The 26,456-nt window shown below is 63.0% G+C and carries 20 protein-coding genes; 10 read left to right on the top strand and 10 right to left on the bottom strand.

Translation table 11 applies throughout. The annotated features are described in order from the left end of the window. Positions 1-75: 75 nt before the first annotated feature. Genes ACODTO_RS27420 through ACODTO_RS27410 form a run of 3 tightly spaced genes read right to left on the bottom strand, consistent with a single transcriptional unit; the run spans position 76 to position 2,428 of the window. Entirely contained in the window at positions 76-441 is a 366-nt protein-coding gene (locus ACODTO_RS27420) for a DNA polymerase III subunit chi (RefSeq protein WP_139645016.1), read from the bottom strand. 7 nt (positions 442-448) lie between these two features. After that, a complete protein-coding gene (locus tag ACODTO_RS27415; protein WP_175363658.1) occupies positions 449-877 on the bottom strand; it encodes a DNA polymerase III subunit chi in 429 nt (142 codons plus the stop codon). A 60-nt stretch (positions 878-937) separates the two neighbouring features. Further along, on the bottom strand, positions 938-2,428 hold the full coding sequence (locus tag ACODTO_RS27410; RefSeq protein WP_489107344.1) for a leucyl aminopeptidase: 1,491 nt from the start codon (positions 2,426-2,428) through the stop codon (positions 938-940). Positions 2,429-2,741: 313 nt separating this feature from the next. On the opposite strand from ACODTO_RS27410, the gene lptF reads away from it, so the two are divergent. The 8 genes from lptF to pdxJ all read left to right on the top strand — a co-directional run bounded on the left by lptF (position 2,742) and on the right by pdxJ (position 11,294). Next, on the top strand, positions 2,742-3,863 hold the full coding sequence (gene lptF, locus ACODTO_RS27405) for an LPS export ABC transporter permease LptF (protein WP_139645022.1): 1,122 nt from the start codon (positions 2,742-2,744) through the stop codon (positions 3,861-3,863). Beyond that, positions 3,856-4,917 carry an LPS export ABC transporter permease LptG gene (gene lptG, locus ACODTO_RS27400; protein ID WP_139645024.1) on the top strand — a complete coding sequence of 354 codons (1,062 nt, stop codon included), beginning with the start codon at positions 3,856-3,858 and terminating at the stop codon, positions 4,915-4,917. Before lptF ends, lptG begins: the two co-directional genes overlap by 8 nt. Before the next feature lie 281 nt (positions 4,918-5,198). Then, positions 5,199-6,998, top strand: coding sequence for a translation elongation factor 4 (gene lepA / locus ACODTO_RS27395; protein ID WP_024777646.1), 1,800 nt, complete (start codon positions 5,199-5,201; stop codon positions 6,996-6,998). Positions 6,999-7,003: 5 nt separating this feature from the next. Continuing rightward, a complete protein-coding gene (lepB, locus tag ACODTO_RS27390) occupies positions 7,004-7,858 on the top strand; it encodes a signal peptidase I (RefSeq protein ID WP_041022962.1) in 855 nt (284 codons plus the stop codon). Positions 7,859-8,026: 168 nt separating this feature from the next. Further along, a complete protein-coding gene (gene rnc, locus ACODTO_RS27385) occupies positions 8,027-8,716 on the top strand; it encodes a ribonuclease III (protein ID WP_041022961.1) in 690 nt (229 codons plus the stop codon). Then, positions 8,709-9,611, top strand: a complete 903-nt coding sequence (gene era / locus ACODTO_RS27380; RefSeq protein ID WP_024777649.1) for a GTPase Era — start codon at positions 8,709-8,711, stop codon at positions 9,609-9,611. Before rnc ends, era begins: the two co-directional genes overlap by 8 nt. A 198-nt stretch (positions 9,612-9,809) precedes the next feature. After that, positions 9,810-10,499: a DNA repair protein RecO gene (gene recO / locus ACODTO_RS27375; RefSeq protein WP_139645026.1), complete on the top strand. Its 690-nt coding sequence runs from the start codon at positions 9,810-9,812 to the stop codon at positions 10,497-10,499. Between the two features lie 51 nt (positions 10,500-10,550). After that, the gene (gene pdxJ / locus ACODTO_RS27370; protein ID WP_041022959.1) at positions 10,551-11,294 is read left to right on the top strand and encodes a pyridoxine 5'-phosphate synthase; all 744 of its coding nucleotides are present in this window, start codon (positions 10,551-10,553) and stop codon (positions 11,292-11,294) included. A 139-nt stretch (positions 11,295-11,433) separates the two neighbouring features. On the opposite strand, the gene mltF is transcribed toward pdxJ, so the two are convergent. Beyond that, positions 11,434-12,894, bottom strand: a complete 1,461-nt coding sequence (gene mltF / locus ACODTO_RS27365) for a membrane-bound lytic murein transglycosylase MltF (protein WP_139645032.1) — start codon at positions 12,892-12,894, stop codon at positions 11,434-11,436. 288 nt (positions 12,895-13,182) lie between these two features. Here mltF and purL point away from each other — a divergent pair, with 288 nt between their 5' ends. Further along, entirely contained in the window at positions 13,183-17,079 is a 3,897-nt protein-coding gene (purL, locus tag ACODTO_RS27360) for a phosphoribosylformylglycinamidine synthase (protein ID WP_139645034.1), read from the top strand. A 4-nt stretch (positions 17,080-17,083) separates the two neighbouring features. Next, a complete protein-coding gene (locus ACODTO_RS27355) occupies positions 17,084-17,395 on the top strand; it encodes a YqfO family protein (protein WP_139645036.1) in 312 nt (103 codons plus the stop codon). A 230-nt stretch (positions 17,396-17,625) separates the two neighbouring features. Here ACODTO_RS27355 and ACODTO_RS27350 read toward each other — a convergent pair whose 3' ends face one another. The 6 genes from ACODTO_RS27350 to ACODTO_RS27325 all read right to left on the bottom strand — a co-directional run bounded on the left by ACODTO_RS27350 (position 17,626) and on the right by ACODTO_RS27325 (position 26,086). Next, complete coding sequence (locus tag ACODTO_RS27350; RefSeq protein ID WP_489107343.1) at positions 17,626-18,711, bottom strand: scabin-related ADP-ribosyltransferase; 1,086 nt, start codon at positions 18,709-18,711, stop codon at positions 17,626-17,628. A 215-nt stretch (positions 18,712-18,926) separates the two neighbouring features. Continuing rightward, positions 18,927-20,639, bottom strand: coding sequence for an N-acetylglucosamine-specific PTS transporter subunit IIBC (gene nagE / locus ACODTO_RS27345; protein ID WP_489107342.1), 1,713 nt, complete (start codon positions 20,637-20,639; stop codon positions 18,927-18,929). Positions 20,640-20,670: 31 nt separating this feature from the next. Then, positions 20,671-23,184, bottom strand: a complete 2,514-nt coding sequence (gene ptsP, locus ACODTO_RS27340) for a phosphoenolpyruvate--protein phosphotransferase (RefSeq protein ID WP_489107341.1) — start codon at positions 23,182-23,184, stop codon at positions 20,671-20,673. Positions 23,185-23,211: 27 nt separating this feature from the next. Beyond that, positions 23,212-24,234 (bottom strand): SIS domain-containing protein, encoded by a 1,023-nt coding sequence (locus ACODTO_RS27335; protein WP_489107340.1) that lies wholly within the window; start codon positions 24,232-24,234, stop codon positions 23,212-23,214. After that, on the bottom strand, positions 24,215-25,321 hold the full coding sequence (gene nagA / locus ACODTO_RS27330; protein ID WP_175363669.1) for an N-acetylglucosamine-6-phosphate deacetylase: 1,107 nt from the start codon (positions 25,319-25,321) through the stop codon (positions 24,215-24,217). Before nagA ends, ACODTO_RS27335 begins: the two co-directional genes overlap by 20 nt. 33 nt (positions 25,322-25,354) lie before the next feature. Next, on the bottom strand, positions 25,355-26,086 hold the full coding sequence (locus ACODTO_RS27325; RefSeq protein WP_139645049.1) for a GntR family transcriptional regulator: 732 nt from the start codon (positions 26,084-26,086) through the stop codon (positions 25,355-25,357). Positions 26,087-26,456 lie beyond the last annotated feature (370 nt).

Raw genomic sequence — 26,456 nt, 5'->3', positions numbered from 1 at the left:
ATCCAATGCTGGATGTGCCGCCGCCATCGCGAGCAAGCTCGGCTCCCACAAGGTGTTCGCTGTGAGGCAGAAAAATTACTCGTACTGGCTCAGCAGCCGTTCCATCCTGGCATCCAGCCGACGTTTGATCTCGGTCTCGATGTGCGGGGCGAAGTCGTCGATGACGTCCTGCATGATCAGTTGCGCGGCGGCGCGCAATTCGGTGTCCAGATGCAGCAGGGCATCGGGCCCCTTGGGTTCGGCCTTGGGCGCCGGCTTGGGTTCGGGCTGGCCGGTGATCGGCTCGAACAACAGGGGGATCTGTTCTTCATGCACAGGCTCATGCACGACCGTGTCGGTCAGCAACGGCGGTTGCAGGGTGTCGTCGCCGAGCAGTTGACGGATCGACTCGAGGTCGTCCAGCAGGTGTGGAGGCTTTTGCGGTGGTTTTGGAGTGTCCATCGTAGGCTCAGAGTCGCTGTAAACGGTGGTCTTGCAGAGGATAGCCCTGTTCGCGGTAGAAACGGAAACTCTCCCGCGCGGCTTGCCGGATGGCCGGATCCTCCACCACCACTTCCGCCACACGGGCGAAGCGCGGAGCAAAGGCCGGTACTTTCAGATCGAGGTTGACCAGCAGGTCCTGGTGTTGGCCGCAGTCATCCCCCAGCCCCAGCACGATCAGCCCTTCGGGTTCGCTTTCGGCCGGGCCATGAGGCACGAAGCTCTCGCCCTTGAAGGCCCACAGGCGTGCATCAAGCGCGTCGCGCTGGGCGGCATCGCTGCAATGCAGATAGATGCGGTGGCCCATGCGCCAGGCTTTTTCGGTGAGCTTGCAGGCGAAATCCAGCCGGGCCGACGGATCGGCGCTGGGCAGGATATAGAAATCGACTTTGGTCATTGCGGTTCCTGAGCTGCCGATGACGCCGCCCGCGGACGGCGCCATCGGCAATCATGGGTGTCAGGCCTTGGCGCGGTCCAGCAGGTACTGGGTCAGCAGCGGAACCGGACGACCGGTCGCGCCTTTATCCTTGCCACCGCTGGTCCAGGCCGTACCGGCGATGTCCAGGTGCGCCCAGTTCAGGTTCTTGGTGAAGCGCGACAGGAAGCACGCCGCGGTGATGGTCCCGGCTTTCGGGCCGCCGATGTTGGCGATGTCGGCGAACGGGCTGTCCAGCTGTTCCTGATACTCGTCGAACAGTGGCAATTGCCAGGCGCGGTCGTCGGCTTGCTGGCCGGCGCTGAGCAGTTGGCCGATCAATTCGTCGTTATTGCCCAGCAGGCCCGAGGTGTGGGCGCCGAGGGCGACCACGCAAGCGCCGGTCAGGGTCGCGATGTCGATCACCGCTTGCGGCTTGAAGCGCTCGGAGTAGGTGAGGGCGTCGCACAGCACCAGGCGGCCTTCGGCGTCGGTGTTGAGGATTTCCACGGTCTGGCCGCTCATCGTCGTGACGATGTCGCCCGGGCGCGAGGCTGTGCCGCTGGGCATGTTCTCGGCACAGGCCAGGATGCACACCAGGTTGATCGGCAGTTGCAGCTCGAGCACGGCCCGCAGGGTGCCGAACACGCTGGCGGCGCCGCCCATGTCGTATTTCATTTCATCCATGCCGGCGCCGGGCTTGAGGCTGATGCCACCGGTGTCGAAGGTGATGCCCTTGCCCACCAGCGCGTAAGGCTTCTCGGACTTCTTGCCGCCGTTGTATTGCATGACGATCAGGCGTGGCGGCTGGGCGCTGCCCTGGCCGACGGAATAGAAGGAGCCCATGCCCAGGTCCTTGATTTTCTTCTCGTCGAAGACTTCGACCTTCAGGCCCTTGAATTGCTTGCCCAGGGCCTTGGCCTGTTCGCCGAGAAACGTCGGGTGGCAGATGTTCGGCGGCAGGTTGCCCAGGTCGCGGGTGAAGGCCATGCCATTGGCGATGGCGGTGGCGTGGGTCACGGCGCGCTGGACTTCGGCCTGGGCGGCCTTGATGGTCAGCAGAGTGATTTTTTTCAGGGCGCGGGGTTCGGCCTTCTGGCTCTTGAACTGGTCGAACTGGTATTCGCCGTCCACCAGGGTTTCGGCCAGCAGGCGGGTCTTGCCGTAGCTGTCGCGGCCTTTGACCACCAACTCGTCCAGCGCCAGTGCGGCATCGCTGCCACCCAGGCCCTTGAGGGTGCCCAGCACGCCGGCGATGATCTTGCGAAACGGACGGTCGCCCAGTTCGGTCTCCTTGCCCACGCCGACCAGCAGCACGCGCTCGGCCTTGAGGTTGGGCAGGCTGTGCAGCAACAGGCTCTGGCCGACCTTGCCGGCGAGGTCGCCGCGCTTGAGCACGGCGCTGATGGCGCCGCCGCACAGGGCGTCGAGCTGGGAGGCGACGACGCCGAGCTTGCGGGCTTCGCCGACGGCAACCACCAGGGTGGCGGTTTTCAACGTTTCTGGGCTAACGCTTTTTACAACCAGTTCCATGTCCGGATCCCTGAATGAATGGTCAAGATGTCGGGCGCCGACTGTAGCGGGAGCAAGCTCCCTGCCACACGTGTCGAGTGAGGCAACGTCACGGTATCGCGCCGGCGACAAAGGCCGCAGTTTGAACCCCGGCCCCCGAGGCTGACAACCCTTGGTACAGCTATCTTTATGGCTTTGGGGACCGGTTTAAAGCGTGCGAAGTGACAGGCGCCTCCAATCACAGGATAATGCGGCTCTTTTTTCGGCGACTCGTGATGGCGAGTGGCTCGATTGCTTGTTTGGCCCCTAGCCTGACAATCCTGGAGTGTCTGGTTTGATCGTCTTTCGATATCTATCCCGCGAAGTTCTGCTGACCCTGAGCGCGGTCAGTGCCGTGCTGCTGGTCATCATCATGAGCGGGCGCTTCATCAAGTATCTCGCCCAGGCCGCTTCCGGCGCGCTGGATCCAGGCTCCCTGTTCCTGATCATGGGGTTCCGCCTGCCAGGCTTCCTGCAACTGATCCTGCCGCTGGGGCTGTTCCTCGGCATTCTGCTGGCCTATGGGCGCCTGTACCTGGACAGCGAAATGACTGTCCTGTCGGCCACCGGCATGAGTCAGCAGCGGCTGTTTCGCATTACCCTGTTCCCGGCCACGCTGGTTGCGTTGATGGTGGCCTGGTTGAGCCTGAGCCTGGCGCCCCAGGGGGCCAACCAGTTCCAGTTGCTGATCAACCAGCAGGACGCCCTGACCGAGTTCGACACCCTGGTGCCGGGGCGCTTCCAGGCCCTGCGCGACGGCACGCGCGTCACCTATACCGAACAGCTTTCGGATGACCGGATCAATCTCGCCGGCGTCTTTATCACGCAAAAGAACCTGTCTTCCAACACCCAGAAGGATCGCGGCATTTCCGTGCTGGTGGCCGAGAAAGGGCGCCAGGAAATCAATCCCGACGGCAACCGCTACCTGATCCTCGAAAACGGCTATCGCTACGACGGCAAGCCGGGCCAAGCCGATTACCGCGCCATCAAGTACGACACCTATGGCGTGCTGCTGCCCAAGCCCGAGGCCAGTGAGGAGGTCACCGACCGCGACGCGATGCCGACCGCCAGCCTGCTGGGCAACACTGACATCCGCGCGCGTACCGAGCTGCAATGGCGCCTGTCGCTGCCGCTGCTGGTGTTCATCGTGACCCTCATGGCGGTCCCGCTGGCACGGGTCAATCCGCGCCAGGGTCGTTTCCTCAAGCTGCTTCCGGCGATTCTCCTGTATATGGCTTACCTGACCATCCTCATTACCGCCCGCAGTGCTTTGGAAAAAGGCAAGATCCCGCCGGCATTGGGCCTGTGGTGGGTGCATTCGATTTTCCTGGCCATTGGCCTGGGGCTGCTCTACTGGGAGCCGCTGTGCCTGAAACTGGCGAGCCGCCGCAGCGCGCTGGAGGTGGCCCGTGGTTAAGCTCGACCGCTACATCGGCAGCAGCGTGTTCATGGCGATCCTTGCGGTACTGGGGATCATCCTCGGCCTGGCGACCCTGTTTGCCTTCATCGATGAAATGAGCGACGTCAGCGATACCTACACCCTGGCGGACGTGGCGAGCTACGTGCTGCTGACCGCACCAAGGCGCCTGTACGACATGCTGCCGATGGCGGCGCTGATCGGTTGCCTGATCGGTCTGGGCAGCCTGGCCAGCAACAGCGAACTGACCATCATGCGTGCCGCCGGCGTTTCCGTCGGTCGGATTGTCTGGGCGGTGATGAAGCCGATGCTGGTGCTGATGCTGGTCGGCGTCCTGATCGGCGAGTACGTCGCCCCGGCCACCGAGAACACTGCCCAGGCCAACCGCTCCCTGGCCCAGGGCGGCGGGGATGCACAAAGCGCCAAGCATGGTCTGTGGCACCGTCAGGGCGATGAATTCATCCACATCAACTCGGTCCAGCCCAACGGCATCCTCTATGGCGTGACCCGGTATCGCTTCGACGAACAACGGCACATGTTGTCGTCGAGTTTCGCCAAGCGCGCCCAGTTTGCCGAGGATCATTGGCAATTGAGCGATGTCACCACCACCCTGTTCCATGAAAAGAACACCGAGGTGGTCGCGTCCCCGCAGGAGCGTTGGGATGTGGCGATCAGCCCGCAGTTGCTCAGCACGGTCGTCATGGCGCCGGAATCCCTGTCGATTACCGGCCTGTGGGGGTATATCCACTACCTGGCTGACCAGGGATTGAACAACGGTCGCTACTGGCTGGCTTTTTGGGTCAAGGTATTGCAACCACTGGTCACCGCCGCCCTGGTGCTGATGGCCATCTCCTTCATCTTTGGTCCGCTGCGTTCGGTAACCCTCGGTCAGCGAGTGTTCACCGGGGTTCTGGTGGGCTTCACCTTCCGCATTGCCCAGGACCTGCTGGGGCCATCGAGCCTGGTGTTCGGTTTCTCGCCACTGTTCGCGGTGCTGGTGCCGACGGGCGTCTGTGCGTTGGCCGGGCTCTGGCTGCTGCGCCGGGCTGGGTGATCCCAGGGTCTCTGTGGCGAGGGGATTTATCCCCGCTGGGCTGCAAAGCAGCCCCAAAACCAGGCGACGCCGGCGTGTCAGACAGATAAGGGCGACTGCTCAGGGGCTGCTGCGCAGCCCAGCGGGGCGGTGCGACGTTTCGCTAAATCCCCTCGCCACAGAATACCTCCCCGGCGAAAAACCTCATCGACAGGCGAACGTGACGCTTGCGCGCTGTATCAGGTACAATTCCCGGCTATTTTTCGGCGGGCCTTGCCTGCAGCCTTTTTGAGTGTTGATCCGTGAGTGATTTGAGTCATATCCGCAATTTCTCCATCATCGCCCACATTGACCATGGCAAGTCGACGCTGGCTGATCGCTTCATCCAGATGTGCGGCGGCCTGACCGAGCGTGAGATGGAAGCCCAGGTCCTGGACTCCATGGACCTCGAGCGTGAACGCGGGATTACCATCAAGGCCCACAGCGTCACCCTCTATTACAAGGCCAAAGACGGCGTCACCTATCAGCTGAACTTCATTGACACCCCGGGCCACGTCGACTTCACCTACGAAGTCAGCCGTTCGCTGGCGGCCTGTGAAGGTGCGTTGCTGGTGGTCGATGCAGGTCAGGGTGTAGAGGCTCAATCGGTTGCCAACTGCTACACGGCCATCGAGCAGGGCCTGGAGGTCATGCCGGTCCTGAACAAGATCGACCTGCCCCAGGCCGAGCCGGAGCGCGTCAAGGATGAGATCGAGAAGATCATCGGTATCGACGCCACCGACGCGGTCACCTGCAGCGCCAAGACCGGCCTGGGTGTGGACGAAGTGCTCGAGCGCCTGGTGACCACCATCCCCGCGCCGACCGGCAACATCGAAGATCCGCTGCAAGCGTTGATCATCGACTCCTGGTTCGACAACTACCTGGGCGTAGTGTCCCTGGTTCGCGTGCGCCACGGCCGCGTGAAGAAGGGCGACAAGATCCTGGTCAAGTCCACTGGCAAGGTCCACCTGGTGGACAGCGTCGGTGTATTCAACCCGAAACACACCGCCACCGCCGACCTCAAGGCCGGTGAAGTGGGCTTCATCATCGCCGGCATCAAGGACATCCACGGGGCACCGGTCGGCGACACCCTGACCCTGAGCTCCACCCCGGACGTCGATGTGCTGCCGGGTTTCAAACGTATCCAGCCCCAGGTCTACGCCGGCCTGTTCCCGGTCAGCTCCGACGACTTCGAGGATTTCCGCGAAGCGCTGCAGAAACTGACCCTGAACGACTCGTCGTTGCAATATACCCCGGAAAGCTCCGACGCCCTGGGCTTCGGCTTCCGCTGCGGGTTCCTGGGCATGCTGCACATGGAAATCATCCAGGAGCGCCTGGAGCGCGAGTACGACCTGGACCTGATCACCACCGCGCCGACGGTAATCTTCGAGCTGCTGCTCAAGAACGGTGAAACCATCTACGTCGACAACCCGTCCAAGCTACCGGACCTGTCGGCTATCGAAGACATGCGCGAACCGATCGTGCGGGCCAACATTCTTGTGCCTCAGGAGCACCTGGGCAACGTCATTACCCTGTGCATCGAGAAGCGCGGTGTGCAGCACGACATGCTGTTCCTCGGCTCGCAGGTCCAGGTGACCTATGACCTGCCGATGAACGAAGTGGTGCTGGACTTCTTCGATCGCCTGAAATCCACCAGTCGCGGCTATGCTTCGCTGGATTATCATTTCGATCGTTACCAATCGGCTAATCTGGTGAAGCTGGATGTGCTGATCAACGGTGAGAAGGTCGATGCCCTGGCATTGATCGTGCACCGTGACAACGCGCACTACAAAGGTCGTGCATTGACCGAGAAGATGAAGGAACTGATTCCGCGGCAGATGTTCGACGTGGCAATCCAGGCCGCCATTGGCGGGCAGATTGTGGCGCGTACAACCGTCAAGGCGCTCAGAAAGAACGTATTGGCCAAATGCTACGGCGGCGACGTCAGCCGTAAGCGCAAGCTGTTGGAAAAGCAGAAGGCCGGTAAAAAACGCATGAAGCAGGTCGGTAACGTGGAGATTCCACAGGAAGCCTTCCTTGCGGTGCTCAGGTTGGATAGTTAGGTCCTATGTCGCTAAATTTCCCGCTGTTGCTGGTTATCGCCGTGTTTGTCTGCGGTCTGTTGGCGTTGATTGATCTGTTGTTCCTGGCGCCTCGGCGCCGGGCGGCCATCGCCTCTTATCAGGGCAGCGTCAGCCAGCCCGATGGTGTGGTGGTCGAGAAACTCAACAAGGAACCGCTGCTGGTCGAATACGGCAAGTCGTTCTTTCCGGTGCTGTTCATCGTGCTGGTGCTGCGTTCGTTCCTGGTGGAGCCGTTCCAGATCCCGTCCGGCTCGATGAAGCCGACCCTGGACGTGGGCGATTTCATCCTGGTGAACAAGTTCTCCTACGGGATCCGCCTGCCGGTGATCGACAAGAAAATCATCGAGGTGGGTGATCCGCAGCGCGGCGACGTGATGGTGTTCCGCTTTCCCAGCGACCCTAACGTCAACTACATCAAGCGTGTGGTTGGCCTGCCGGGCGACAAGATCCGTTACACCGCCGACAAGCGTCTGTACGTGAATGGCGAACTGGTGGCCGAACAACTGCTCGGCTCCGAGCCGGGCACCCTGGGCAGCGCCGAGCTCTACCAGGAAAAACTCGGCGAGGTCGAGCACCTGATCCGCAAGGAAATGAGCCGCTACCGCGCGACGCCGGACCATTCGTGGACCGTGCCGGCCGAGCACTATTTCATGATGGGCGACAACCGCGACAACTCCAACGACAGCCGGTACTGGGATGATCCGAACATTCCCAAGGACATGCTGGGCATGGTCCCCGACCGCAATATCGTCGGCAAGGCCTTCGCGGTCTGGATGAGCTGGCCGGAACCCAAACTCGGACACCTGCCGAACTTCTCGCGGGTTGGCCTGATCAAGTAAACACACACGGCGCTGTTGAACACAGCGCCGAATGCATTTCTGGAGCCTGTACAAGGCGCCAACGATAGCCAGGACGTCATTTTTGAACACAGCGTTAATTGTCCCAAGCCAACGGCGCCTTGCCGACCTGGCGGTGGAATCCAGCCACGAACTCAGCGTGGGTAAACCGTGAGCGTTTCTTTAAGCCGCCTCGAGCGCCAGCTCGGCTACACCTTCAAGGACCCGGAGCTGATGCTCCTGGCCCTCACTCACCGCAGTTTTGCCGGGCGCAACAACGAACGCCTGGAATTCCTCGGTGATGCCATCCTCAATTTCGTCGCCGGCGAGGCGCTGTTCGAACGCTTCCCGCTGGCTCGCGAAGGCCAGTTGTCGCGTTTGCGCGCACGGCTGGTAAAAGGTGAGACCCTGGCCGTACTGGCCCGTGGTTTCGACCTGGGCGACTATCTGCGCTTGGGCTCCGGCGAGTTGAAAAGCGGCGGTTTTCGTCGCGAGTCGATTCTGGCCGATGCCTTGGAAGCCCTGATCGGTGCGATCTACCTGGACTCAGGCATGGAGAAGGCCCGTGAGCGCGTGCTGGCCTGGCTGACCTCCGAAATCGACAGCCTGACGCTGGTGGACACCAACAAGGATCCGAAAACCCGTTTGCAGGAATTCCTGCAATCGCGCAGTTGCGAGCTGCCGCGCTACGAAGTCGTGGATATCCAGGGCGAGCCGCACTGCCGAACCTTCTTCGTCGAATGCGAAGTGGTCCTACTGAATGAAAAAAGCCGTGGCCAGGGCGTGAGCCGTCGTATCGCCGAACAGGTGGCGGCCGCTGCAGCATTGATCGCCCTGGGCGTGGAGAATGGCAATGACTGATACAACTGTTACCCGTTGCGGCTATGTCGCCATCGTTGGCCGGCCGAACGTGGGCAAGTCCACATTGCTGAACCATATCCTGGGCCAGAAACTGGCGATCACCTCGCGCAAGCCCCAGACCACCCGCCACAATATGCTGGGTATCAAGACCGAAGGCGACGTGCAGGCGATCTACGTCGACACCCCGGGCATGCACAAGGGTGGCGAAAAGGCCCTGAACCGCTACATGAACAAGACCGCTTCGGCGGCGTTGAAAGACGTCGACGTGGTGATCTTCGTGGTCGACCGTACCAAGTGGACCGAAGAAGACCAGATGGTCCTCGAACGCGTCCAGTACGTGACCGGCCCGCTGATCGTGGCGCTGAACAAGACCGATCGCATCGAGGACAAGGCTGAGCTGATGCCGCACCTGACCTGGTTGCAGGAACAGCTGCCCAACGCCCAGATCATCCCGATTTCGGCCCAGCACGGCCATAACCTCGATGCGCTGGAGCGGGTGATTGCCGAGCACCTGCCGGAAAACGATCACTTCTTCCCCGAAGACCAGATCACCGACCGCAGCAGCCGTTTCCTCGCCGCTGAACTGGTGCGCGAGAAAATCATGCGCCAATTGGGCGCTGAGCTGCCTTACCAGATCACCGTGGAAATCGAAGAGTTCAAGCAGCAGGGCAAGACCCTGCACATCCACGCGTTGATCCTCGTCGAACGTGACGGCCAGAAGAAAATCATCATTGGTGACAAAGGCGAGCGCATCAAGCGCATTGGCACCGAGGCACGCAAGGACATGGAGCTGCTGTTCGACTCCAAGATCATGCTCAACCTGTGGGTCAAGGTGAAGGGCGGCTGGTCGGATGATGAACGGGCGTTGCGCTCGTTGGGTTACGGCGACTTGTAATCCGTCCGGCAGTACACCGCGGACCTTGTGGGAGCGGGCCTGGTGGGAGCAAAGCTTGCTCGCGATACAAGCGACTCGGTTTCAAGAAGACCGCGTTGTGTTCATCGCGGGCAAGCCTTGCTCCCACCAGCCTTGCTCCCACAGTGGTTTCTGGGTTGTTGGTAATACTGCGTTTCCTTATCGAGAACTGCGACCTCCATGTCCCCCACCCATCCCATCGCCCAAGCCGCCTACGTCTTGCATTCGCGCGCCTACCGCGAAAGCAGTGCCCTGGTGGATTTCCTCACACCGCAAGGGCGGTTGCGGGCGGTGTTGCGCGGGGCGCGGGGCAAGGCCGGGACGCTGGCGCGGCCGTTCGTGCCCCTGGAGGTCGAATTCCGGGGGCGGGGCGAGTTGAAGAATGTCGGGCGCATGGAAAGCAACGGAGTCGCGGCCTGGCTCAACGGCGAAGCCTTGTTCAGCGGCCTGTACCTCAACGAACTGCTGATCCGCCTGTTGCCCGCCGAAGATCCCCATCCCGCTGTCTTCGACCACTACGCCGCAACGCTGCTGGCCCTGGCCGAAGGCCGGCCGCTGGAGCCTCTGTTGCGATCCTTCGAATGGCGGCTGCTGGATGACCTGGGCTACGGTTTCGCCCTCGACGCCGACCTGCACGGCGAGCCCATTGCCGCCGATGGCCTGTACCGCTTGCAGGTGGATGCTGGCCTGGAGCGCGTCTACCTGCTGCAGCCCGGTTTGTTCAACGGCGTCGAACTGCTGGCCATGGCCGAGGCTGACTGGAGCGCGCCGGGCGCCTTGTCCGCGGCCAAGCGCCTGATGCGCCAGGCTTTGGCGGTTCACCTGGGCGGCAAGCCGCTGGTCAGTCGCGAGCTGTTTCGCAAGCCCTGATCAACCCGTATGCTGTGGGCCGAATCTCTGTCCATTCAAGGAGCGCTTTTCGTGAGCACCAGCAATCGCATTCTTCTCGGCGTGAACATCGACCATGTCGCCACCCTGCGCCAGGCCCGCGGTACCCGCTACCCGGATCCGGTCAAGGCCGCACTGGACGCCGAAGAGGCGGGCGCCGACGGTATCACCGTGCACCTGCGCGAAGACCGTCGTCATATCCAGGAACGCGATGTGCTGCTGCTCAAGGATGTGTTGCAGACCCGTATGAATTTCGAGATGGGCGTGACCGAAGAGATGATGGCATTCGCCGAGCGTATCCGCCCGGCGCACATCTGCCTGGTACCGGAAACGCGCCAGGAACTGACCACCGAAGGCGGCCTCGACGTGGCGGGGCAGGAAGCGCGGATCAGGGCGGCGGTGGAGCGGCTGTCGAAAACCGGCGCCGAGGTGTCGTTGTTCATCGATGCCGACGAGCGGCAGATCGAGGCCTCCAAGCGGGTCGGTGCCCCAGCCATCGAACTGCACACCGGCCGCTACGCCGATGCCGAAACCCCCACGGATGTGGCTGACGAGCTGCAACGAGTGGCTGACGGGGTCGCGTTCGGCCTGGCCCAAGGCCTGATCGTCAACGCCGGCCATGGCCTGCACTACCACAACGTCGAAGCCGTGGCGGCCATCAAGGGCGTCAACGAGCTGAACATTGGCCATGCGCTGGTGGCCCATGCCTTGTTTGTCGGGTTCAAGTCGGCGGTGGCGGAGATGAAGGCGCTGATCCTGGCGGCCGCCAGGCCCTGATATCACTGTCAGGCCCCTGTGGGAGCAAGGCTTGCCCGCGATGAAGTGGATGCAGTCCTTCTGATAGACGCGGCGTCTGTATCGCGAGCAAGCTTTGCTCCCACAGCAAGCCCCCCCACATTCGGCTGGTGTGGTGCCGTCAGAGCTGCGGGCTTTCCTGATTCGGCTTGCTCTTGTCGACGCCCGGCACATGCAGGTTGCCTTCGGCCACCTGGTTGCCTTCGAGCTGCGGTTGCGTGACCCAGGTCAGGATGTCGTAGTAGCGGCGGATGTTGGCGACGAAATGCACCGGCTCGCCGCCCCGGGCGTAGCCGTAGCGGGTCTTGCTGTACCACTGTTTCTGGGACAGGCGCGGCAGGATCTTCTTCACGTCCAGCCACTTGTTCGGGTTCAGCCCTTCCTTGGCCGCCAGCTTGCGGGCGTCGTCCAGATGACCGCTGCCGACGTTATAGGCGGCAAGGGCGAACCAGGTACGGTCCGGCTCCTGGATGCTCTCGTCCAATTGATCCTTCATGTAGGCCAGGTACTTGGCGCCGCCCATGATGCTTTGCTTCGGATCCAGGCGGTTGGACACGCCCATGGCCTGGGCGGTGTTCTGGGTCAGCATCATCAGGCCGCGCACACCGGTCTTGGACGTGACCGCCGGTTGCCACAGCGATTCCTGGTAGCCAATGGCGGCCAACAGGCGCCAATCGACTTTTTCCTGCTTGGCATAGGCCTTGAAGTGCTGCTCGTACTTGGGCAACCGTTGCTGCAAATGCTGGGCAAAGGTGGTGGCGCCCATGTAGCCGAGGACATCGACGTGTCCGTAATAGCGATCTTTCAGGCGTTGCAGGGTGCCGTTCTTCTGCACTTTGTCGAGATAAGCGTTGATTTCGTTGAGCAGGCTGTTGTCTTCGCCGGGGCCCACCGCCCAGCTCTGGCTGCGGGCATCACCCAGGTCGAAGGCCACGCGGACGTTGGGGAAGTACACCTGGTTCATTGCCACTTCGTTGGAGTCCACCAGGGTCAGGTCGATCTGGCCCTCATCGACCATGCGCAACAGGTCGACCACTTCAACGGCGTCGGATTCTTCGTATTCGATGCCCGGATACTGCTGTTTCAGTTGCGCCAGTTGCTCGGCGTGGGTGCTGCCCTTGAGCACCATGATCTTCTTGCCCGCCAGGGCCGCCGCGTCGGTGGGGCGCGACTGGCCGTTGCGATAGATGACCTGGGGCGTGACTTCCAGGTAGGAATGGGAGAACCGTACCTGTTTCTTGCGCGCCTCGCTGCTGACCAGGCCGGCGGCGGCCAGTACCGGGCCGTTGGGTTTGCCGATCTGGCTGAACAGGTCGTCGAGGTTGTCGGCGGTCTCGATTTTCAGTTCCACACCCAAATCGTCGGCGAAACGCTTCACCAGCTCATATTCGAAGCCGGTTTCACCGTTGCGATCCTCAAAGTAGGTGGCGGGGCTGTTTCGGGTAACCACCCGCAGCACGCCATCCTCCTTTACGCGCTCCAGTGTGTTGGGTTTCTCAACACAACCACTGAGCACCAGGAAGAGTCCGGTTGCGATCAGCCATCTGGCGTACCGCGGACGCAAAGCCGTTGGGGAAAACATCTGCGCAGTATACGCAAACGGCCCTTACCGCCATATCTCGACAGCGAAAGGCCAGTCTGCTAGCGGTTGCAAAACATGTCTGCAACACAAGCCGGCCGGCGTGCGGCGGGTTTTATGTCGATTAAAAATATCTGTGCAGGCACATTGGAACGGACGTTCGACAAGGGGTTTGGCGCAAAGACCGACATTCGGCCAGCATCGCTGATGCCGTTTCGGGTGCCGTTGCCGACGGTTTAGGCTAGAATGCACGGCCTCAAAGCACACCCCCTTCCCGAGGCTGTCCCGAAGATGTTGATCCTGCGCGGCGCTCCTGCCCTTTCTGCCTTTCGCCACAGCAAACTCCTTGAGCAACTGAGCCAGAAGGTTTCGGCTGTCAGTGGCTTGTATGCTGAATTCGCTCACTTCGCCGAAGTCACCGGCGGTTTGACCGGCGACGAACAGCAGGTGCTCGCGCGCCTTCTGAAATACGGTCCCAGCGTTCCCGTCCAGGAGCCGGCTGGTCGCCTGTTCCTGGTACTGCCGCGCTTCGGCACCATTTCGCCGTGGTCGAGCAAGGCCAGCGACATCGCCCGCAACTGCGGCCTGGCGAAAATCCAGCGCCTGGAGCGCGGCATTGCCTTTTATGTCGCCGGTGAGTTCAGCGAGGCCGAGGCCCAACTGATCGCCGACAGCCTGCATGACCGCATGACCCAGGTCGTGCTGGGCAACCTGGAGCAGGCCTCCGGTCTGTTCAGCCACGCCGAGCCCAAGCCACTGACCGCCATCGACGTGCTGGGCGGTGGTCGTGCCGCGCTGGAAAAAGCCAACGCCGAGCTGGGCCTGGCCCTGGCCGAAGACGAGATCGATTACCTGGTCAACGCCTTCCAGGGCTTGAAGCGCAACCCCCACGACATCGAACTGATGATGTTTGCCCAGGCCAACTCCGAGCACTGCCGCCACAAGATCTTCAACGCCAGTTGGGACATTGACGGCCAGAGCCAGGAAAAAAGCCTGTTTGGCATGATCAAAAACACCTACCAGATGCACAGCGAAGGCGTTCTGTCTGCTTACAAGGACAACGCTTCGGTGATTGTCGGCAGCGTTGCCGGCCGCTTCTTCCCGAATCCCGAGACCCGCCAGTACGGTGCGGTCCAGGAGCCGGTGCACATCCTGATGAAGGTCGAGACCCACAACCACCCGACCGCGATTGCGCCGTTCCCGGGCGCGTCCACCGGTTCCGGTGGTGAGATCCGCGACGAAGGTGCAACCGGTCGCGGCGCCAAGCCCAAGGCCGGCCTGACCGGTTTCACCGTGTCGAACCTGCAGATTCCGGGCTTCGAACAACCGTGGGAAAAGCCGTACGGCAAGCCTGAGCGCATCGTCAACGCCCTCGACATCATGATCGAGGGCCCGCTGGGTGGCGCCGCGTTCAACAACGAATTCGGCCGTCCGGCCCTGACCGGCTACTTCCGTACCTTCGAACAATCCATCACCACCCCCCGTGGCGAAGAAGTGCGCGGCTACCACAAGCCGATCATGCTCGCTGGCGGCATGGGCAACATTCGCGCCGAACACGTGCAAAAAGGCGAGATCGTGGTCGGCTCCAAGCTGATCGTCCTCGGCGGCCCGGCCATGCTGATCGGCCTGGGCGGCGGCGCGGCATCCTCCATGGCCACTGGCACCAGCTCGGCGGACCTGGATTTCGCGTCGGTCCAGCGGGAAAACCCGGAAATGGAACGCCGTTGCCAGGAAGTCATCGACCGTTGCTGGCAGTTGGGTGACAAGAACCCGATCAGCTTCATCCACGACGTGGGCGCGGGCGGCCTGTCCAACGCCTTCCCGGAACTGGTCAACGACGGTGGCCGTGGTGGCCGCTTCGAGCTGCGCAACATTCCGAACGACGAGCCGGGCATGGCCCCGCATGAAATCTGGAGCAACGAGTCCCAGGAACGTTACGTCCTGGCAGTCGGCCCGGCCGACTTCGAGCGCTTCCAGGCCATCTGCGAGCGTGAGCGCTGCCCGTTCGCCGTGGTCGGCGAAGCCACTGCCGAGCCGCAACTGACCGTCACCGACAGTCACTTCGGCAACAGCCCGGTGGACATGCCACTGGAAGTGCTGCTGGGCAAAGCCCCGCGCATGCACCGTTCGGCCGTTCGCGAAACCGAGCTGGGCGACGATTTCGATCCGTCCACCCTCGACATCGCCGATTCCATCGAGCGTGTCCTGCACCACCCGGCCGTGGCGAGCAAGAGCTTCCTGATCACCATCGGTGACCGCACCATCACTGGCCTCGTGGCCCGTGACCAGATGGTCGGGCCGTGGCAGGTGCCGGTGGCTGACGTCGCCGTGACCGCCACCAGTTTCGACGTCTATACCGGTGAAGCCATGGCCATGGGCGAGCGCACACCGCTGGCCCTGCTGGACGCTCCGGCGTCGGGCCGCATGGCGATTGGTGAGGCGCTGACCAACCTCGCGGCTTCGCGCATCGGCAAGATTTCCGACATCAAGCTGTCGGCCAACTGGATGTCCGCCGCCGGTCATCCGGGCGAAGACGCCCGCCTGTACGACACCGTCAAGGCTGTCGGCATGGAGCTGTGCCCGGAGCTGGGCATCACCATTCCGGTGGGCAAGGACTCCATGTCCATGGCCACGCGCTGGAACGAAGACGGCGTGGACAAGAGCGTGACCTCGCCGCTGTCGCTGATCGTGACCGGTTTCGCCCCGGTTACCGACATCCGCCAGACCCTGACCCCGCAACTGCGCATGGACAAGGGCACCACCGACCTGATCCTGATCGACCTGGGCCGTGGCCAGAACCGCATGGGCGCCTCGATCCTGGCCCAGGTGCATGGCAAGCTCGGCAAGCAAGCGCCTGACGTCGACGATGCCGAGGACCTGAAAGCGTTCTTCGCCGTCATCCAGGGCCTCAATGCCGACGGCCACCTGCTGGCCTACCACGACCGTTCCGATGGCGGCCTGCTGACCACCGTGATGGAAATGGCCTTCGCCGGTCACTGCGGCCTGAGCCTGACCCTCGACAGCGTGGCGGAATCCGCCGCCGAAATCCCGGCCATCCTGTTCAACGAAGAACTGGGTGCGGTGATCCAGGTTCGCCAGGACGCCACGCCGGACATCCTCGCCCAGTTCAGCGCGGCGGGCCTGGCCGATTGCGTCTCGGTGATCGGCCAGCCGATCAACAACGCCCACGTCAACATCACCTTCAATGGCGATACCGTCTTCGAAGGCCAGCGTCGCCTGTTGCAGCGCCAGTGGGCTGAAACCAGCTACCAGATCCAGCGTCTGCGGGACAACGCCGATTGCGCCGATCAGGAATTCGACGTACTGCTGGAAGAAGACAACCCGGGCCTGAGCGCCAAGCTCAGCTACGACGTCAACCTGGACGTGGCCGCGCCTTACATCAAGAAAGGCATTCGTCCACAAGTGGCGGTACTGCGTGAGCAGGGCGTCAACGGCCAGGTGGAAATGGCGGCGGCATTCGACCGTGCCGGTTTCAACGCGATCGACGTGCACATGAGCGACATCCTCGCGGGCCGTGTCGACCTGAATGACTTCAAGGGCATGGTGGCCTGTGGCGGCTTCTCCTACGGCGACGTGCTGGGTGCCGGTGAAGGCTGGGCCAAGTCGGCGCTGTTCAACAGCCGCGCCCGCGATGCGTTCCAAGGCTTCTTCGAGCGCACCGACAGCTTCACCCTGGGTGTGTGCAACGGTTGCCAGATGATGTCCAACCTCCACGAGCTGATCCCGGGCAGCGAGTTCTGGCCGCACTTCGTGCGCAACCGTTCCGAGCAGTTCGAAGCACGCGTGGCGATGGTCCAGGTGCAGGAGTCGAACTCGATCTTCCTGCAAGGCATGGCCGGTTCGCGCATGCCGATCGCCATCGCCCACGGTGAAGGTCACGCCGAATTCGAAAGCGAAGAGGCGTTGCTCGAAGCCGACCTGTCCGGTTGCGTGTCGCTGCGGTTCGTCGACAACCACGGCAAGGTCACCGAAGCCTACCCGGCCAACCCGAACGGCTCGCCGCGCGGGATTACCGGCCTGACCAGCCGCGACGGCCGCGTGACCATCATGATGCCGCACCCTGAGCGGGTATTCCGCGCGGTGCAGAACTCGTGGCGTTCGGATGACTGGAACGAAGACGCGCCATGGATGCGCATGTTCCGCAACGCTCGCGTCTGGGTGAACTAAAGGCGTGTACAAGCTCTGCTTCTTTGTCCCGGCCAGCCATGTGGAAGAGGTCAAAACCGCCGTATTCGCTGCCGGTGGCGGACGGATCGGCGACTATGACCACTGCGCCTGGCAAGTGCTGGGCCTGGGCCAGTTTCGCCCCTTGGACGGCAGCCAGCCGTTCATGGGCGAAGTGGGTCAGGTTGAGCAGGTCGAGGAGTGGAAGGTGGAGCTTGTGGTGGCCGATGAGTTGATTCGCGTAGTGGTGGAGGCCTTGAAACAGAGCCATCCCTACGAGACACCGGCGTATGAGGTGTGGCGGTTGGAGGATTTCTGATCCTCTGCCCGTGGAAATGAGAAACCCGCTGATTGATTCAGCGGGTTTTTTATTGGGGGGACGATTTGTTGCAGTCAGTGACGGCCTCTTCGCGAGCAGGCTCGCTCCCACAGGGTAGGGTGCAGGTCACGACTTCTATGAGCACCGCAAATCCCTTGTGGGAGCGAGCCTGCTCGCGATGACGCCCGACCAGACAATGACGTCCCGACCTGCGGCGACGCCGGGCCAATCTACTGATGCCGACGCTCCAGGCGACAAACCTCTTTCTCGATACCGATGCACTCGACCGGTTCGCTCAAACCTTTCTCGAACCGCCGAGCATTCATCAACAGTCCGCCCTTGATGCCACCGATGAATGCGTAGGCGCCCTCACGTGCGCCGGTGCTACGTCCTGATAGATCAACCGCCACGGTGTTGGGCCTGACTTCATAGACCCAGCCGCCGTTCGAGGCTTGCTCGGTGGCCCAGAGCTTGGCTTCGCCATAGTCGTGAAACGCTACGACGACTGATTGAGCCAAGGGAGACTCCGGCTGGGTGGCCAGTCTCAAATTCGGCGGGAGAGCGTTCCAGGCCTGCAACCCCTGGCTGAGCGCATCCGCGCCCTGCACGGGGTTGATTGTCGTAGAGCCGACGGCCCAGAGGGGTTCCTTGGTCGTTACCCAGGCCAGTCCTTCTGGAGGCTCCAGCCGATTCCAATCGATGGGAATCGCAGCAACCTGCTGCATCGTCTCGTGGCCGGTGGGTTCCCGGTAGTCCGGGTTTGTCACGCAATTGGCCAGGTTCGTTGCCTTGCAGGCCTTATTGATGAAGGACCCCTTGACCCCACCTGGGAAGCTGATTTCCACCTCGCGGGGGAAGGGGCCTCCTGATTGCTCCTGATCGATCCCATGGGGGGCCTTGAATTCGTACACCCACTCGCTGGCGTAGTGCTGGGCGATGAACTGACTGCGCGTCGTGCTGCTGAACACCGTCCCGGCGGAGCCACCCGCATGGTTGTACCAGTTGTATATCCATTCGCTCTCGGGGATGCCCGCGGCTTTGGGCAGCAGACCGTCCTGAAAAGCGCTGAGACCCTGGCCCGTTGTATCTCCCCGGTAGAGCGTGTCCATGTCGGTACGCCAGCGCAACGATGGCGTGGTTTTGCGAATATCCACGTCTGGATTCGCCGTGACCTTGAGCCAGGCTTGGTACCAGGGCTCTGCTTTCGGGTCCTGAGAGCCTTGGGTCGCTGCCCACGCATAAGGGCCCGTTTGCCAGGCGCCTACAAGTACCGCCGCGACAGTCGCCGCCCGTATGAAAGTGCTTTTTCTAGTCATGATTGAATGCCTCAGCTGGAATGAGGGGCCAGTCGAATCACATACGTCATGACTACCTATTCTTCGACGTGACAGGTTTGGTGATTGATCGCGCCGGGAGGGCGCCGCTGGGGCGCACCTCGGTCCGCCGCGTGAGTCCAAAGAATAGGCGACGGCGGGTTTTTCAGCCGTTTTTTGGGATCCAATCTTGTAACAAGCTGCTCCGGCGGAGATCGTTAGAGGGATTGCGCGCAGGTTTTACGGTTGTTCAGCATTGCCCTTAACGCTTCACCCATTGCACTGGCCCGATTTCCCACCAGCACATGCCAGATGCCGCCTTCCATCTGGCTGACACCTTGGCAACCCAGGGCTCTCAGATCCGTCTCGGATAACCGTCGGGCGTCTTCGAGCTGCACCCGTAGCCGCGTCTGGGCGATGCATTCCAAGGCCAACACATTGTCTTTGCCGCCCAGGGCGTCCAGCCATTGCCCGACCTGCTCGGTGCTAAACGAGGCCGACTCGGCCTGCACCGGTTCACTCACCGGTTTGTCGATCGAGACGGCCATTGGCAAGGCCAGGCGGATCTCGTCGGCGATGCTGTCGGCCATCGGCCCAACCACCACCTGTAGGCTGCCGCCGTTGCCGGGGCGTACCACGGCCATGGCGCCCAGGGCCTTGAGTTGTGCATCGGAGGCCTTGTTGCGATCGACCATGTCCAGTCGCAGGCGCGTGGTGCAGGCGCCGACGGTGATCAGGTTGTCGGCGCCACCGAGCGCTGCGATGTAGGCCCCGGCTCGTTCATTCTGGGTAAAGACTGGTTTGTCTGCGGTCGGGACGTCTTCACGACCGGGGGTCTTGAGGTCGAAGCGGCGGATGCAGAAGTCGAACACGGTGTAGTAGATCACCGCATAGGCCAGGCCCACCGGCACCACCAACCAGCCGTTGTTCGACTTGCCCCAGCCCAGGACCATGTCGATGAAACCGCCGGAGAAGGTAAAGCCCAGGCGGATGTTCAGCCAGTCGGTAATCGCCATCGACAGCCCGGTGAGCAAGGCATGCAACAGGAACAGCAGTGGCGCGAGGAACATGAAGGCAAATTCCACCGGCTCGGTGACGCCGGTGAGAAACGAGGTCAGGGCCATGGACAACAGAATCCCGCCCATGACTTTGCGCCTTTGGGGCAGGGCGTTGCGGTACATCGCCAGGCACGCGGCGGGCAGGCCGAAAAGCATCACCGGGAACATGCCGGTCATGAACTGGCCGCCGTTGGGGTCGCCGGCAAAATAGCGGGTCAGATCGCCGGTCACCACCGCACCGGTGTGCGGGTCGGTGAAGCTGCCGAAGATGAACCAGGCCATGTTGTTGAGGATGTGGTGCAGACCGGTGACGATCAGCAGCCGGTTGAACACCCCGAATACGAATGCCCCCAGGCTGCCGCTTTCCATCAACAGCGCGCCGAAGCTGTTGATGCCTTGCTGGATCGGCGGCCAGACCAGGCCGAACGCCACTCCCAGGCCCACCGCGCTGAAGCCGGTGACGATCGGCACGAAGCGCCGGCCGCCGAAGAACGCCAGGTACTCCGGCAGCTTGATGTCCTTGAACCGGTTATACAGTGCCCCCGCGAGCAGGCCGCTGATGATCCCGGCGAGCATGCCCATGTTGATGCTGGCGTCGAGCACCTTCAGCGTGGCGATCATCACCAGGTAACCGATGGCCCCGGCCAGCCCCGCCGTGCCGTTATTGTCCCGGGCGAAGCCCACGGCGATGCCAATGGCGAAGATCATCGCCAGGTTGGTGAAAATGGCCTGCCCGGCATCATGGATGATGGCGATGTTCAGAAGATCGGTGTCGCCCAGGCGCAGCAACAGGCCGGCGATGGGCAGGATGGCGATGGGCAGCATCAGCGCCCGGCCGAGACGTTGCAGTCCTTCGATGAAATGCTGGTACATGGCGGTTCTCCCTTATTGTTCTTCGACGTACTCAGCCCAGGGGCCAGTGTTGATGACAGGCCTGGCGCACGGCAGCGGCACTGCCCAGCCCCAGCAATTCGGCGCTGAGGCAAGCGCACTTGACGGCGTCAAGATCGCGCACGCGGGCTTTGATCTCGCCGATCTGCGCCGGGCTGACCGACAGTTCGCGCACACCCAGCCCCACCAGCACCGGCGTCGCCAAAGGATCGGAGGCCAGGGCGCCGCACACGCCGATCCAGCGCCCATGCCGGGCCGCGCCGGCGCAGGCCTGGGCGATCAGCCGCAGCAGTGCCGGGTGCAGGGCATCGACCCGGGCGGCGAGGCCGGCGTGGTCGCGGTCCATGGCAAGGGTGTACTGCGAGAGGTCGTTGGTGCCGATGGACAGGAAGTCCGCGTGCTCGGCCAGTTGTTCGGCCAGCAAGGCGGCCGCCGGTACTTCGATCATCACCCCCAGTTGCGGCCGTTCGCTCAGGCCCAGTTCACGGCCCAGTGCATCGAGGCGCTGGCGGATATGCAGCAGTTCGTCGACTTCGGTGACCATGGGCAACAGGATCCGGCAGCGGTCCAGTGGACGGGTTTGCAGCAACGCCCGCAGTTGCTGGTCGAGCAATTCCGGGCGCACCTGGGCCAGGCGAATACCCCGCAGGCCCAGCACCGGGTTGGCTTCGGGCGGCAGCGGCAGGTAGTCCAACTGTTTGTCGCCGCCGACATCGATGGTGCGGATGATCACCGGCTTGTCGCCCATGGCGTCGAGCACGGCTTGGTAGCTTTGGCGCTGTTCTTCTTCGTCCGGAGCGGTGCGGCGGTCAACGAACAGGAATTCGGTACGCAGCAGCCCGACACCGTCAGCGCCGTTAGCCAGGGCCTCGGCCGCATCGGCGCTGGAGGCGACGTTGGCCGCCACTTCGACCGTCACACCATCAACGGTGCGGGCCGGTGCGTGGGCCTGGGCTTGTTGTCGAGCGCGACGGGCGGCTCGCTGGGCATGTGCCTGTTGCACCTGGGTCATGCGCTCGGCGCTGGGTCGCAATTCGAGACGGCCTTCGTCGGCATCCAGCACCACCGACTGGCCTTGTTCCTGTTCCAACAGCGCCGCGTCCAGCGCCACCAGGCACGGCATCCCTTTGCCTCGGGCCAGGATGGCCACGTGAGAAGTGGCGCCGCCCTCGACCATGCACACGCCGGCGACGCCTTGGGCACTGAGTTGCAGCAGGTCCGACGGGGTCAGTTCCTGGGCCGCGACAATCGCGCCCGCCGGCACGTCGAATTGCCAGCTTTCCCCCAGCAATGCCCGCAGGACCCGTTGGCGCAGGTCGCGCAGGTCGTTGGCGCGCTCGGCCAGCAGTGTGCTGCCCAGTTGCTCCAGCACCCGGCATTGCGCGTCGATGGACTGGTTCCAGGCGTGAGTCGCGGCGCTGCCCTGGTCGATGCAGAGGTGGGCGGCATCGAGCAGGATCGGGTCGTCCAGCAACGCCAGATGGGCGCTGAAAATCGCTTCCTCGTCGCTGTGGCGCCGGGCCTTGGCGTTGTCCAGGGTCAGGTGAATATCGCGGCTGACGTGGGCCAAGGCACGGCTCAATTGCTGGCGCTGATCTTCGACGTTGTGACCGCCCGCGTCCTCGGGCAACTGAATGCCATTCAACCGGACCAGCGGCCCGGCCACCAGGCCGGGGGCGGCGCATACGCCGTGCAGCACGCCGTCTTCCGCAGGACGAGCATGGGGTTTGAGTGCAGGCGCTGCGGCGTGGGCGTCTTCGGCCAGGGCGGTGGACAGGGTCGTCAACAATGCTTGCAGTGCCGCTTCGGCATCGTTGCCACGGCAACTGACCTGCACTTCTGCCTGCTCGGTGATCGCAAGGCTCATCATCCCCATGAGGCTGTCGCAGGAGGCCGACTTGCCGCCGAAATGCAGTTGCGAGCGACTCTTGAAGCCCTGGGCGGTCTGGCGTATCAAGGCTGCCGGCCGCGCGTGCAAGCCGCCGCGATGGGCGATGCGGATCTGGCCGAAGACCTCGATGCCGACGTCCTGAGATTCATCCGTTGACGAGCCTGTAGCCACGGCGACGACATGCAGCAGCGGCTCGCCGACCTTTACGCCCTTGAGGGTGACGGGCCGCGCCTGAAAGCGCTCGCCATTGGTGATGACCAACAGACTGACCAGGCTCTTGCAACGCCGCGCCACTTTGTCCACGTCATAACGCAGCAACGGCTGGCCGTTACTGACCCGTGCACCTTCCTTGACCAGCATGGAAAACCCGTCGCCACGCAGCTCGACGGTGTCCAGCCCCAGGTGCAGCAGCAGTTCGGCCCCATTGTCGGCCCGCAGGGTCACGGCGTGGCCGGTGCGGGCGACATGGATCACTTCGCCGTCGCAGGGTGCGTAGAGGGTGTCGTTCAGCGGATCGATGGCGATCCCGTCGCCCATGGCGCCGCTGGCGAACACGGCGTCCGGCACATTGGCGAGGGTGAGCACCGGCCCGCTGAGCGGGGCGCTGAGGGTCAACTCTTTATTATTGTTGGGCATGGCGCGCTCTCATCAGGCTGTCATTAATCAGTGCGTACGGGTGACTTTGCTCAGGTGCCGCGGTTGGTCGGGGTTCAGGCCCCGGGCCACGGAGAGGTGGGCGGCCATCCCGTAAAAGCTCTGGATCGCCAGGATCGGGTCCAGGGCCGGGTGTTCGGCGCGGGTCAGGGTCAGGTCGCGTTCGGCGATGTCATCGGGCGCTGCCAGCAAGACCCGGGCGCCGCGCTGGCGCATGTCGGCGGCCAGGCTCAATACGCCGGCCTGCTCGGCACCGCGAGGGGCGAGCACCAGCAGCGGGTAGTTTTCATCGATCAGCGCCATCGGCCCGTGACGCACCTCGGCGCTGCTGAAGGCTTCGGCCTGGATCGCCGAGGTTTCCTTGAACTTGAGCGCCGCTTCCTGGGCGATGGCGAATCCGGCGCCACGGCCGATCACCATCAGCCGCTGGCAATTGCGCAGGGCCTCGACGGCGGTACTCCAATCCTGGCGAGCGGCCTCGCGCAAACCTTCGGGCAGGGCGCTGCCGGCCTCCAGTAGTTCGGCGTCGTCCTTCCATTGGGCCACCAACCGTGCGCTGGCGCTGAGGGTGGCGATGAAGCTCTTGGTAGCGGCGACGCTGCTTTCGACACCGGCGCACAGCGGCACGCTGAACTCACACGCTGCTTCCAGAGGCGAATCGAGCGCGTTGACCAGGGCCACGCTCAAGGCGCCGCGCTTGCGCAACAGGCGCAGGCTGTTCACCAGGTCCGGGCTCTGGCCCGACTGGGAAAAGCCGAATGCCACCTGGCCGCTGACCTTGAGCGGCGCCTGCTGCATGGTCACCACCGACATCGGCAACGACGCCACCGGCAAGCCCAATTGCTGCATGGTCAGGTAGGCGAAGTAGCTGGCGGCGTGGTCGGAACTGCCGCGGGCGATGGTCATTGCCACTTGCGCCGGCTGACGGCGCAGGCGTCCGGCGATTTCCTGCAGGGCCGGGTCCAGTTGCTGCAACTGGCGTTCGACGGCTTCGCAGGCGGCGAGGGCCTCTTCAAGCATTTTGGAAGTCAATGGCTTCTCCTTCGACCATCACGTCGGTCAGGGTCAGGGAACGGTCAAGGCGCACGCAGTCGGCCCAGGCGCCCGGTTGCAGGCGTCCGCGCTCGGGCAGGCCGAGGTAGTCGGCAGGAAATTGGGACAGGCGTTGCGAGGCTTCGGCGATGGGCAGGCCGATTTTCACCAGGTTACGCAGGGCCTGGTCCATGGTCAGGGTGCTGCCGGCCAGGGTGCCATCGGCCAGCCGCACGCCGCCCAGGCATTTGGTTACGGTGTGGCTGCCCAGTTTGTACTCGCCGTCGGGCATGCCGGCGGCGGCGGTGGAGTCGGTGACGCAATACAGGCATGGGATCGCGCGCAAGGCCACGCGCATGGCGCCGGGGTGCACGTGCAGCAGGTCCGGGATCAGCTCGGCATAGCGGGCGTGGGCCAGCGCTGCGCCGACAATGCCCGGCTCGCGGTGATGCAGCGGGCTCATGGCGTTGTACAGATGGGTGAAGCTGCTGGCGCCGGCGGCCAGTGCGGCGACGCCTTCTTCGTAGCTGCCCAGGGTATGGCCGATCTGCATGCGCACGCCACGGGCACTGAGGGTGCGGATCAAGGCATCGTGGCCGGCGATTTCCGGGGCGATGGTGATCACCCGGATCGGCGCCAGGGCCAGATAACCTTCCACTTCGGCCATCAACGCGGTGTGGGCGAAGTTCGGTTGCGCGCCGAGTTTGCCGGGGTTGATGTAGGGACCTTCCAGGTGCACGCCGAGCATCCGGGCGCTGCCGTTCTGCCGTTGCTCACAGAACTCGCCCAGGGCCTTGAGCACGCGGGTGATCTCTTCGCCTGGCGCGGTCATGGTGGTCGCCAACAGCGAGGTCGTACCAAAGCGCACATGGGTGCGGGCGATAGTGTCGAACGCCGGGGCGCCTTCCATGATGTCCTTGCCGCCGCCGCCGTGGACATGCAGGTCGATGAAGCCGGGCAGCAGGTAAGGCAAGTCATTGTCGGCCGGATCGCAGGGTTGGCCTTCGACGGACACGACCTTGCCGTGGGCGTGGATCAGGCGGCCGCGAACCCAGCCGTGGGCGGTGAGGATGTTGTCTTCGGACATGGGCAGTCTCTGATGTCTGGGGAGGCAGCGCTGCTAGCGCCGGAGCTCGGCGACAAAGTCGTAGTAATCGTTGCGGCAGTAGGTGTCGGTGACTTCGATGGGCGTGTTGTCCTCCAGGTAGCCGACCCGGGTCATCAGCAGCATGGCGGTGCCTGGGGCGATACCCACCAGGGTGGCGAACTCGTCCGAGGCGTTGATGGCCTGGATGTGCTGCAGGGCGCGCACCACCGGTTTGCCGATGCTGTCGAGAAATTCGTAGAGCGAAGCGCCAATGGCCTGGGGCTTGGGGATGATGGCGGCGGGCAGGGTGCTCATTTCGATGGCCATGACCGTGTCGTCGGCCTTACGCAGGCGCTTGAGCCGCGCGACCTTGTCGGTGGGTGAAAGGCCCAGGCGGATCAGTTCTTCGTGGGTGGGCGGGGTGATTTCCCGTTCCAGCCACTGGGAGCCGGGCACGAAACCCTTGAGCCGCAACATCTCGCTGAACCCGCTGAGGCGTGACAGCGGTTGTTCCAGGCGCGGGGTGATGAACGTGCCCGAGCCTTGGTTGCGGCGGATCAGGCCTTGGTCGAATAACACTTCCAGTGCTTTGCGGGCGGTGACTCGGGAAATGCCCAGTTGTTCGCTCAAGCTGCGTTCGGACGGCATGGCTTGTTCGGCTTTCCATTGGCCTGCGTGTATTGCGGCTTCCAGGTTGCGGGCCAGTTGCAGGTAGAGCGGTGTGGCTTGGGTGTCGTCGGGGCGCAGGGCCAGGATGTCGTTCATGGGGTGTCCGATGCGGTTGTTGGGGGTGTTGTCGCTCGGTGATGGGGTGGAAATTAATACCACTTGAATACCACGTCAATGAGGGTGGCCTTAAGGTTTCTGAGGTTGTCGGGGGGATTTTTGGGAGTGGATTTCAAGTGGTATTACTTTTGGTCGTTTTGGTGGAAGAGGACCGTAGCTGCTGAGGGGGACTTTGAGGGAAGTGGTATTTGCGCTTTGGTGATGGGGGTGGTTGGATTTATTTTTTTATGCCGACCGGCGGTTGTTTTGAGGGAGAGTTGGATAGTGTGTATATCCATTTCTTCGGTAACGGCGACTTATGGTTCCGCTCTTACAGCGGGTTACTTTTGGCAGACGCCCCAAAAGTAAC

The sequence above is a fragment of the Pseudomonas sp. FG13 genome (genome assembly GCF_057809755.1).
The sequence above is the reverse complement of the archived record's forward strand: the minus strand, read 5'-3'. Positions and strand labels throughout refer to the sequence as shown.

Coding starts and splice junctions, on each gene's coding strand:
- ptsP (WP_489107341.1), bottom strand. CDS start 23,184: ATGCCCAACAATAATAAAGAGTTGACCCTCAGCGCCCCGCTCAGCGGG.
- mltF (WP_139645032.1), bottom strand. CDS start 12,894: ATGTTTTCCCCAACGGCTTTGCGTCCGCGGTACGCCAGATGGCTGATC.
- ACODTO_RS27410 (WP_489107344.1), bottom strand. CDS start 2,428: ATGGAACTGGTTGTAAAAAGCGTTAGCCCAGAAACGTTGAAAACCGCC.
- nagE (WP_489107342.1), bottom strand. CDS start 20,639: ATGTACCAGCATTTCATCGAAGGACTGCAACGTCTCGGCCGGGCGCTG.
- recO (WP_139645026.1), top strand. CDS start 9,810: ATGTCCCCCACCCATCCCATCGCCCAAGCCGCCTACGTCTTGCATTCG.
- ACODTO_RS27420 (WP_139645016.1), bottom strand. CDS start 441: ATGGACACTCCAAAACCACCGCAAAAGCCTCCACACCTGCTGGACGAC.
- purL (WP_139645034.1), top strand. CDS start 13,183: ATGTTGATCCTGCGCGGCGCTCCTGCCCTTTCTGCCTTTCGCCACAGC.
- nagA (WP_175363669.1), bottom strand. CDS start 25,321: ATGTCCGAAGACAACATCCTCACCGCCCACGGCTGGGTTCGCGGCCGC.
- lepB (WP_041022962.1), top strand. CDS start 7,004: ATGTCGCTAAATTTCCCGCTGTTGCTGGTTATCGCCGTGTTTGTCTGC.
- ACODTO_RS27325 (WP_139645049.1), bottom strand. CDS start 26,086: ATGAACGACATCCTGGCCCTGCGCCCCGACGACACCCAAGCCACACCG.
- ACODTO_RS27415 (WP_175363658.1), bottom strand. CDS start 877: ATGACCAAAGTCGATTTCTATATCCTGCCCAGCGCCGATCCGTCGGCC.
- ACODTO_RS27350 (WP_489107343.1), bottom strand. CDS start 18,711: ATGACTAGAAAAAGCACTTTCATACGGGCGGCGACTGTCGCGGCGGTA.
- era (WP_024777649.1), top strand. CDS start 8,709: ATGACTGATACAACTGTTACCCGTTGCGGCTATGTCGCCATCGTTGGC.